The 7,662-nt window shown below is 44.4% G+C and carries 9 protein-coding genes; 5 read left to right on the plus strand and 4 right to left on the minus strand.

Annotated elements, in window-relative coordinates; genetic code table 11:
- The first annotated feature begins 803 nt into the window (after positions 1-803).
- Positions 804-1,037 (plus strand): hypothetical protein, encoded by a 234-nt coding sequence (locus F6K37_RS27395; protein ID WP_287253553.1) that lies wholly within the window; start codon positions 804-806, stop codon positions 1,035-1,037.
- Here F6K37_RS27395 and F6K37_RS27400 read toward each other — a convergent pair.
- From F6K37_RS27400 to F6K37_RS27410, 3 genes are all read right to left on the minus strand, one after another.
- The gene (locus F6K37_RS27400; RefSeq protein ID WP_287253554.1) at positions 1,003-2,796 is read right to left on the minus strand and encodes an eCIS core domain-containing protein; all 1,794 of its coding nucleotides are present in this window, start codon (positions 2,794-2,796) and stop codon (positions 1,003-1,005) included. The two genes, F6K37_RS27395 and F6K37_RS27400, sit on opposite strands and share 35 nt — an antisense overlap.
- Before the next feature lie 132 nt (positions 2,797-2,928).
- Complete coding sequence (locus tag F6K37_RS27405) at positions 2,929-3,099, minus strand: hypothetical protein (RefSeq protein WP_287253556.1); 171 nt, start codon at positions 3,097-3,099, stop codon at positions 2,929-2,931.
- A gap of 147 nt (positions 3,100-3,246) precedes the next feature.
- A complete protein-coding gene (locus tag F6K37_RS27410; RefSeq protein ID WP_158026763.1) occupies positions 3,247-3,408 on the minus strand; it encodes a hypothetical protein in 162 nt (53 codons plus the stop codon).
- Between the two features lie 167 nt (positions 3,409-3,575).
- Between F6K37_RS27410 and F6K37_RS27415 the strand changes: the two genes are divergently transcribed.
- Positions 3,576-4,127: an Npun_F5560 family protein gene (locus F6K37_RS27415; protein ID WP_009149385.1), complete on the plus strand. Its 552-nt coding sequence runs from the start codon at positions 3,576-3,578 to the stop codon at positions 4,125-4,127.
- Positions 4,128-4,249: 122 nt separating this feature from the next.
- Here F6K37_RS27415 and F6K37_RS27420 read toward each other — a convergent pair whose 3' ends face one another.
- Positions 4,250-4,381: a hypothetical protein gene (locus tag F6K37_RS27420; protein ID WP_287253559.1), complete on the minus strand. Its 132-nt coding sequence runs from the start codon at positions 4,379-4,381 to the stop codon at positions 4,250-4,252.
- Positions 4,382-4,716: 335 nt separating this feature from the next.
- On the opposite strand from F6K37_RS27420, the gene F6K37_RS27425 reads away from it, so the two are divergent.
- The 3 genes from F6K37_RS27425 (at position 4,717) to F6K37_RS27435 (ending at position 7,660) form a co-directional block, all read left to right on the plus strand.
- Positions 4,717-6,651: a WD40 repeat domain-containing serine/threonine-protein kinase gene (locus F6K37_RS27425; RefSeq protein WP_287253561.1), complete on the plus strand. Its 1,935-nt coding sequence runs from the start codon at positions 4,717-4,719 to the stop codon at positions 6,649-6,651.
- Positions 6,652-6,923: 272 nt separating this feature from the next.
- Entirely contained in the window at positions 6,924-7,190 is a 267-nt protein-coding gene (locus F6K37_RS27430) for a UPF0175 family protein (protein WP_071106748.1), read from the plus strand.
- Complete coding sequence (locus F6K37_RS27435; protein ID WP_071106747.1) at positions 7,187-7,660, plus strand: PIN domain-containing protein; 474 nt, start codon at positions 7,187-7,189, stop codon at positions 7,658-7,660. The genes F6K37_RS27430 and F6K37_RS27435 overlap by 4 nt, the downstream gene beginning before the upstream one ends.
- The last annotated feature ends 2 nt before the right edge of the window (positions 7,661-7,662 follow it).

The following is a 7,662-nucleotide window of genomic DNA, read 5'->3' on the forward strand; positions in this document are numbered from 1 at the left end:
AATATAATCATAATGATTACAAACTAATGTGTCAAGGGTTTTTAGATTTTTTTTTGTTGAGGGTTAATTGAAAGAAAGGTAAGCGGTAAGCAATCAGCAAAATGCTTAAAATTTTGCTCGTTCGCGTAGCGTGCGCCGAAGCGCAAATGGTATAATTTAATGGGTTTAAATTTGGATATCTTATGAATAATATTTGGAAATTTTGTAGGGTGCGTTAGGCGGTTTGGGTGAGAAGATTATATGATATAACCAAGCGTTGAAGCCGTAACGCACCGTGGTATTGGTTGAGAATGGTTTGGTTTCAATTTGGATATAGGATGAATATAATTTTGGGATTTTGTAGGGTGCGTTAGGCGGTTTGGTTGAGAAGATTAGATGATATAACCAAGGGTTGAAGCCGTAACGCACCATGGTATTGGTAAAGAATGGTTTGGTTTCAATTTGGATATAGGATGAATATAATTTTGGGATTTTGTAGGGTGCGTTAGGCGGTTTGGTTGAGAAGATTATATGATATAACCAAGCGTTGAAGCCGTAACGCACCATGGTATATGTTAAGAATGGTTTGGTTTCAATTTGAATATATTGTATATAGATGGTGCGTTACATTTTATTAACGCACCCTACAAGAGCGATCGCACCAAAATGAGTTAAGCTAGCATCAACACAAAATTTCAAGCAACAACAGAGGCGATCGCACTTCAATTGAAAGTTCAAAATTAAAAATTAAAAATTAGGGAAGAAAATATTTAAGTGGGGTAGGGTGGGCAAATCATGAGACTTTGTCCATATGCTCCGTGAGCATGTATATTTGCCCACCCTACAAGAGCGATCGCACTACAAGAGCGATCGCACTAATAACCTTCAACCTGATCATCTTCAACCTGATCACCTTCAAGCAACTAACCAAAAAAAAAATAGGTGTAGGGTGGGCAAATAATAATAGTTTCACCATTTGTACAGTTATCATCGACCTTTGCCCACCCTACAAAAGCGATCGCACTAAGCTATTTGAGGGGCTCCAATTTTCTCCTTAAGCTTTTCATATATTTTATTGGCCGTAGATGAGAAGTTTCTATTTTTTTCATTTGCACCTTCTGAAAGTTGGAATATCATGTAGGCAAAGTTCTCCGCTACCTGATCTCCAACGTTAGCCCACTCGTATATACTGACGATTTGATTTTCCTTCTCACGTTTATCATATAAATTTACCGGTACTGTACTATATTTAAAATCGCTATAGTAGAGTGACTTGTATATATACCTTTCATTTGTATTATCACTATTATTTTGGTTCGGTTTGAGCTTTTGGCGTTTGTCTTTATCTTTGACATGGTCTTCTACTGTTGGGATATCTGCTATCATGAGATTATCTGCATCTTGAAATTTTTCTTTGATTTCATCTAAGGTTCTGTAATGGATAAAATACATGGGCCTCTCCTCGATAGTGGGATTTCGGGAAATGGTAAGGGCATGGTCTACCAAATGGCCTAGCTCATGGATTATTGTTGTTTTAAATAACTTATAGTTTGCCAATCCCTGTCCTTCTTTTGTTGTTCCTTCATGTGTTGTGCGCAATTCTTCGGCCTCGTTAGACTTATAATTTACTGTTATGAAGGTTTCTCCTTCTCGGCTTTTTCCATTTGTCTTTTCGTCTTCTTTTGTGGTTATTACTACCTTAGTGAAATATCTATTGTATGCTAAATATCTGAGTAACCCGTTCCACCCGTCCTCCACTGTTTGAAAAGCATCGTTCGTTGCTGTTTTGATAGTTTCAACTTGATCGTAGTCATCTGTGAAAATATGATAAGATATTCTGTTGTTAATCCCGCACTCCCTTACGTGTTTGGCCGGTAATTTAAAAACCTTTCTTACCCAGTTGAACGAGACGGCCTGTACTTCCCTTCCATTTCTTTGAGCGTCCAGGTGGGGTTTCGAGTAGATTCTGGGGTGCAAGCTCTTCCCAGGAAAGGGCTCGGGTCTGTTTGCCCGTGTTAGACCGGACTCCGGCACCGGCTGATCCGCGCGCAGGCATATCGGCCAAACTGCGCCCTTTGGGTGGTGTTTTTTGCCTTGGTTCTTGTTGGCCGCTTTCGCACCCATCACATCGGATTCTTTCTCCAACCCTGCATCGTCGTTGATTTCCACACCATCGGTCTGCTTAGTCGGTTTTACCCTTCCCTGCTTCTGCTGCACCACATGCCAAGCCTCATGGGCCAAATGCTTCTCCTGCCCCGGCCCCACATGAATATCCGTCCCCTGTGTATAGGCCAGTGCCTGCAACTGTGCCGGTTTCTGCGAGTTGTAATGTACCCTCACATCATCCATCGAGTAACCCGAGAGGTTTTCAACGCCTGCTTTGAGGCGATCAGGCAAGCCAGTTTTGTTTTGATTATCACTCCTCGATGCCCTCAAGCTTTCGCCAGTTATCACCGTATCCCCCGTCAACGGTTGTGCTCTCCGCTGCACCATAATCCTTTTCGGCTGCATTACCTGATGCCCACCGACCTTCGCCCCTTCCTGGTTTTTATCAACCGGCAGTCCTATCCTTAGCTTTGCTTGCAGCCCCTTTTCATACCATGCTGTGTCGGGCACGTATTGTCCTGATTCTAAGGTGCGCATCACATTCGCACTCATACTTCCCCATTCCCCGACCGCCTCTTCGGCGTTCCACTCCCTTTCCTCGGCTTCCAATATTTCTCTATAACCAATCACTCTGGAGTCTTTCTTTTTTTGAGCAATTGTCCTAGAGGTAGAGTGAGAATATTTCGGTTTATAGGTATGAGTAGTGCGCATAGCAAGTTCCTTTTTCCTTGGTAAGTATTCTGCTATCAGCTGTCAGCCGTCAGCTAATCAATGGGAGGTAGTAAACAAGCTGGGGGGTGCTGGTACGGCTGGTTGAAAATCCCTGCTCGTTTTACACTATCCCTACCGTGCCGTAAACCGGCGTCGAAGGTTGACGCATCCCCCAATCAGCTGATATCTGTTCGCGTTGCGTGCGCGTAGCGCATTAGCTGACGGCTGAATGCTTACATCCCCTGTACCCTTGAAGAAAACAATATCAGGCGTAGGGTGGGCAAATTCTGTGAATCTGACCATCAGTACCGTTATCCTGTGCATTTGCTACAAGGCGTAGGGTGGGCAAATTCTGTGAATCTGACCATTAGATCAGGAATACTGTCGATTTGCCCACCCTACAAAAGACTTTTTTTGGGGAATCCTTTGGGCTTCATGAATATACAAATGCTAAGCCAGGTTAAACCAAGAATTACTTACTCGCACCGTATAAGAAACAATTATTAACAACAATTCTTCTATAGCAAAGGGAGTCGGGAGTCGGGAATCGGGAGTCGGGAATCGGGAGTCGGGAATCGGGGTAGGGTGGGCAAATACCTTTCCTCTGACCAAATCCTCTGGATTCGAGTCAATTTGCCCACCCTACAAGTGCTTTCGAATGGTCAACTGCCGGGTTTCGATGGTACATTAGCTGCAACAGTATTTATTGTGATCAGTGATCGACACCCCCGGTCGCCATCTACTATTGAAAATTGTATAGTTACTTGGAGTGGTAAGCCATGGTGAGGCAGATTGAAACCCTATCGAGATCAGCTCTGCAAACGGAAGTATCTCACTTGCGGGAAGAGTTGCAGCTTAGAGACCAGTTAGTGCAGCAGCTGTCTCAAGAACTATTCCGCTTGGTGAAAGGGAATGCTAACTTCAAACCTCCCCAAGAGGTTTCTGAGCGCCACAAGGCTCAGATGGTGGTCTTGCGAGAACAGTTGCACGATGTGGAGCAGCAGGTGGAATTTTATCAACAGCAAATTGCCACCCGTGACACGGAAATTAAGCAATTGCGGGATAATGTAGAAGAATTAACCGAGCGCTCCCGTCAGCTAGAACAAGTTGTACAAGAGCTACCAAAAATTTATCACCAGAAGTTTTCGGAACGGATGGCACCAGTCAAGGAGAAGGTGACCATGTTACAGCGAGAAAACCGACAACTCCATGCAGAACTCCAGAGTGTCAGTTACCGACTAGCGGTCAGAAGCCGCAATATCACCCGGGTTGATCTACCCAGCTTCAATCGTCAGAATGCTAGTCCAATCCCAACTTTCGGTAGTGTGTAAAAGCCTTTGGGTTAGGGGTGCGTCAACTGGATGGTTGAAGGTTGGGTTGTTGAAGGTTGGGTTGTTGAAGGTTGAAGGTTAGATGGTTGAAGGTTGAAGGTTGGGTTGTGGAAGGTTGAAGGTTAGATGGTTGAAGGTTGAAGGTTAGATGGTTGAAGGTTGAAGATTAGTTGCGTAGGGTGCGTTAGGGGGGGCATGCCTTCATTTTCCGCCTCGTAGCCACTGTATAGATAGCCCGCCCCGTAACGCACCACCGGGTCACACTGCAATAATAAGATCTACCCGTTTGTGGAAGGTTGTTCGCCCTTGGCGTTCGGTTAGGGTAGGTTGGTTTGTGGAAGGTTGTTCGCCCTTGGCGTTCGGTTAGGGTAGGTTAGTTTGTTGTTGGCCTTAGGCGTTCGGTTAGGGTAGGTTAGCAACAGTTAACATTCGGGAAAACTTTCAACAACAAATGGGGAAAACTTGGGGAGAACTTGGGGAAAACTTTCAACTTTTACTCTGTCTTCGAGTTCCTAACTTGTCAACTTGCTAACTTGTTAACTTGCTAACCCTTCGACTTGGCAACCCTTCGACTTGACTACCCCTAATCATGAGCTACTGTCTTAATCCTAAATGCCAAAATCCCCAAAATCCCAATCAGGCCAGGTTTTGTGCCTATTGTGGAACTAGATTACGATTAGGCGGACGCTTCCGTGCTCTGAAGCTAATTAGTATTGGTGGTATGGGGCGCACCTTTCTGGGGGTGGATGAGGCAGATGATAGCAATAGTAAGTGTATCATCAAACAGTTATCCTTACAACAGCAGGATACCAACAATGCTCAGAAAGCGGCTGAGTCTTTCCGCCAAGAAGCTACTAGGCTGCAAGTGCTGGGACAACATCCTCAGATTCCGGAACTTCTGGCCTATTTTGAAGCGGATCATCAATTAGGTATCGCAGGAGAACCTGCTCTAGTTCACAAGTATATCGAGGGTGAAAGCTTAGCCACAGAACTGGAAACAGAAGGGACCTTTAGGGAAAACCAGGTTCGGCAAGTCCTGATTGAATTGCTGCCAGTGCTGCGCTTTATCCATAGTCATCAGGTAATTCATCGGGATATTAATCCCCACAATATCATTCGTCGCCCTCCTCCTGAGTCCTCTTTGTCCCACTTACCAACACAAAAAACCAGGAAGAGGTTTTATTCTTGGGGGGGAAGGGGGAGCGAACTGTTTCTGGTGGATTTCAGTGCTGCTAAGCTGACTACAAAAACTGTGCTAGCACGAACGGGAACTATGATTGGCTCTGCGGCTTACACGGCTTCGGAACAGTTGATGGGAAAAGCGATCGCAACCAGCGATTTGTACAGTTTAGGGGTTACCTGTATTCATCTGCTTACCAATGTTCACCCCTTTGATATGTTTAATAGTGTGGAAGGGAAGTGGGTTTGGGTCGATTACCTCAGGCAACCTGTCAGTGATCCGCTTATTCGCATCCTGAACAAAATGGTAGAGAATTTACCAAACCAACGCTACCAATCAGCTACTCAAGTCCTCGGAGCACTTGGTTTACCAGAGGATTTCGCTGCTATACCAGTAACGTCTTTATCTACAAAAGTTACCCCTAAGTTTGATACTCCTACTTGGAAATGTATACATACCTTTTCTGAAGAGTCGAGTGGAATTAATTCTATCGCGTTTAGCCCGAAGGGACAAACTTTAGTTAGTGGTAGTACAGATAAAACTATCACCATTTTTAACTGGCAAGCTAAAACAGTGGTGGCTAAACTTTCAGGACATTTAAATGTGATTGAAGCGGTTGGGTTTAGTCCAGATGGAGAAATTATCGCTAGTAGCAGTTGGGATCATACCATTAAACTATGGCATGGGGATACCGGAAACTTAATCCATACCCTTTGTGGACATTCTGGTTGGGTCAAGTGTCTGGCAATTAGTCACAATGGGCAATTACTAGCTAGTGGTAGTGCGGATCAGACTATTAAGCTTTGGATGCTGAAAAAGGCATCATTACAGACAACTTTGTTTGGCCATTTAGGAACCGTTAATGCAGTAGCCATTAGTAAAGATGGACAAATGCTAGCTAGTGGTAGTGCTGACAAAACCATTAAGGTTTGGAATTTAGCAACTGGTAAGCTCGCCGCAACGATTACTGGACATTCGGCATCGGTAGAGTCACTCACCTTTAGCCCTAGTGGTCAAATCTTAATTAGTGGCAGTGCTGATAAAACCATTAAGATTTGGTTGCTCAAGAGGGATCGGTACTTACAAATACCAAAGAAACCATTGCTTACTCTGACCGGACATGGGCATGCTGTTAAATCTATTGCTATTAGCCCTCAAGGTAATACCTTAATCAGTGGTAGCGCCGATAAGACTGTCAAAATCTGGCATCCTGGTAGTGGTGAATTGCTCTATACTCTCACAGATCATTTAGGCGCTGTTACTACGGTTGCTATTAGCCATGATGGTGCTACCATTGCTAGTAGTTCTCAAGATAATACTATTAAGATTTGGAAGTTTGAGTGATGTCAGCTATCAGCTATCAGCTATCAGCTGATGCGCTACGCGCACCCGTGCGCGTTCAGCTTTTGAATAAAACAGGTAAGCATTATCAAATCCTGCTGTTTGCGCGATGCGCACGCTACGGAAGGTTTATTTTAAGCTGACGGCTGACAGCTGACGGCTGACAGCTGACGGGTTTATTTTAGTTGATTTGTCGGAGTTTAGCTAGGCTCTCACACACTGCTGCCCTAACTTTGGAGTTAAACTGCATCTATGGACAGACTCCGATTACCCCTATGGAAATTACCATCCAACTCCCCGATGAAATCGCTAGTCAACTCCAAGTAGGTGACCTCTCCCGCAGAATCCTTGAACTGATTGTGGCTGATCGCTATCGTCAAGGTCAGCTTGGTGCTGCCCAAGTCCGCAGAATCCTTAACTTTTCTTCTCGCTGGGAAACCTACCAATTCCTCAAGCAGGAAAAAGCTTACCTTCCCTACACCGAAGCTGACCTAGAGCAAGATAGCCAAACCCTCGACAATCTATTTGCCAACCCTGGATGATCGTTGTTTCTAATACTTCCCCGATTAACTACCTAATCCTGATTGGGCAGATTAACCTGCTACCTCAACTGTTTGGGCAAATCATTATTCCCCAAGCAGTGTATGATGAGCTATCAGATGTGGCTGCCCCACCACCTGTGCAAACTTGGATTGCCACCCCACCCCCTTGGCTTAAAATTAGACCCGTTAGCCTATCTTCCGATTCAGTTCTAGATTTACTAGACCCCGGAGAACTGGCAGCTATTCTTTTAGCTCAAGAACTCACAGCAGATTTAATTTTGCTAGATGATATGAAGGCAAGGCGCATAGCAAAAGAACGAGGATTAACCATCACAGGTATTTTGGGAATTTTAGACCGGGCAGCTACTATGAAACTTATCAATTTACCTGTTGTTGTCGATAATCTTAAAAATACATCGTTTTGGGCATCGGAAAGTTTATTTGAAAAGCTTTTAGATAAGCATTCCTAAAA

It is taken from the genome of Moorena sp. SIO4E2 (assembly GCF_010671945.1).
GTDB classification, from domain to species: Bacteria; Cyanobacteriota; Cyanobacteriia; order Cyanobacteriales; family Coleofasciculaceae; genus Moorena; species Moorena producens.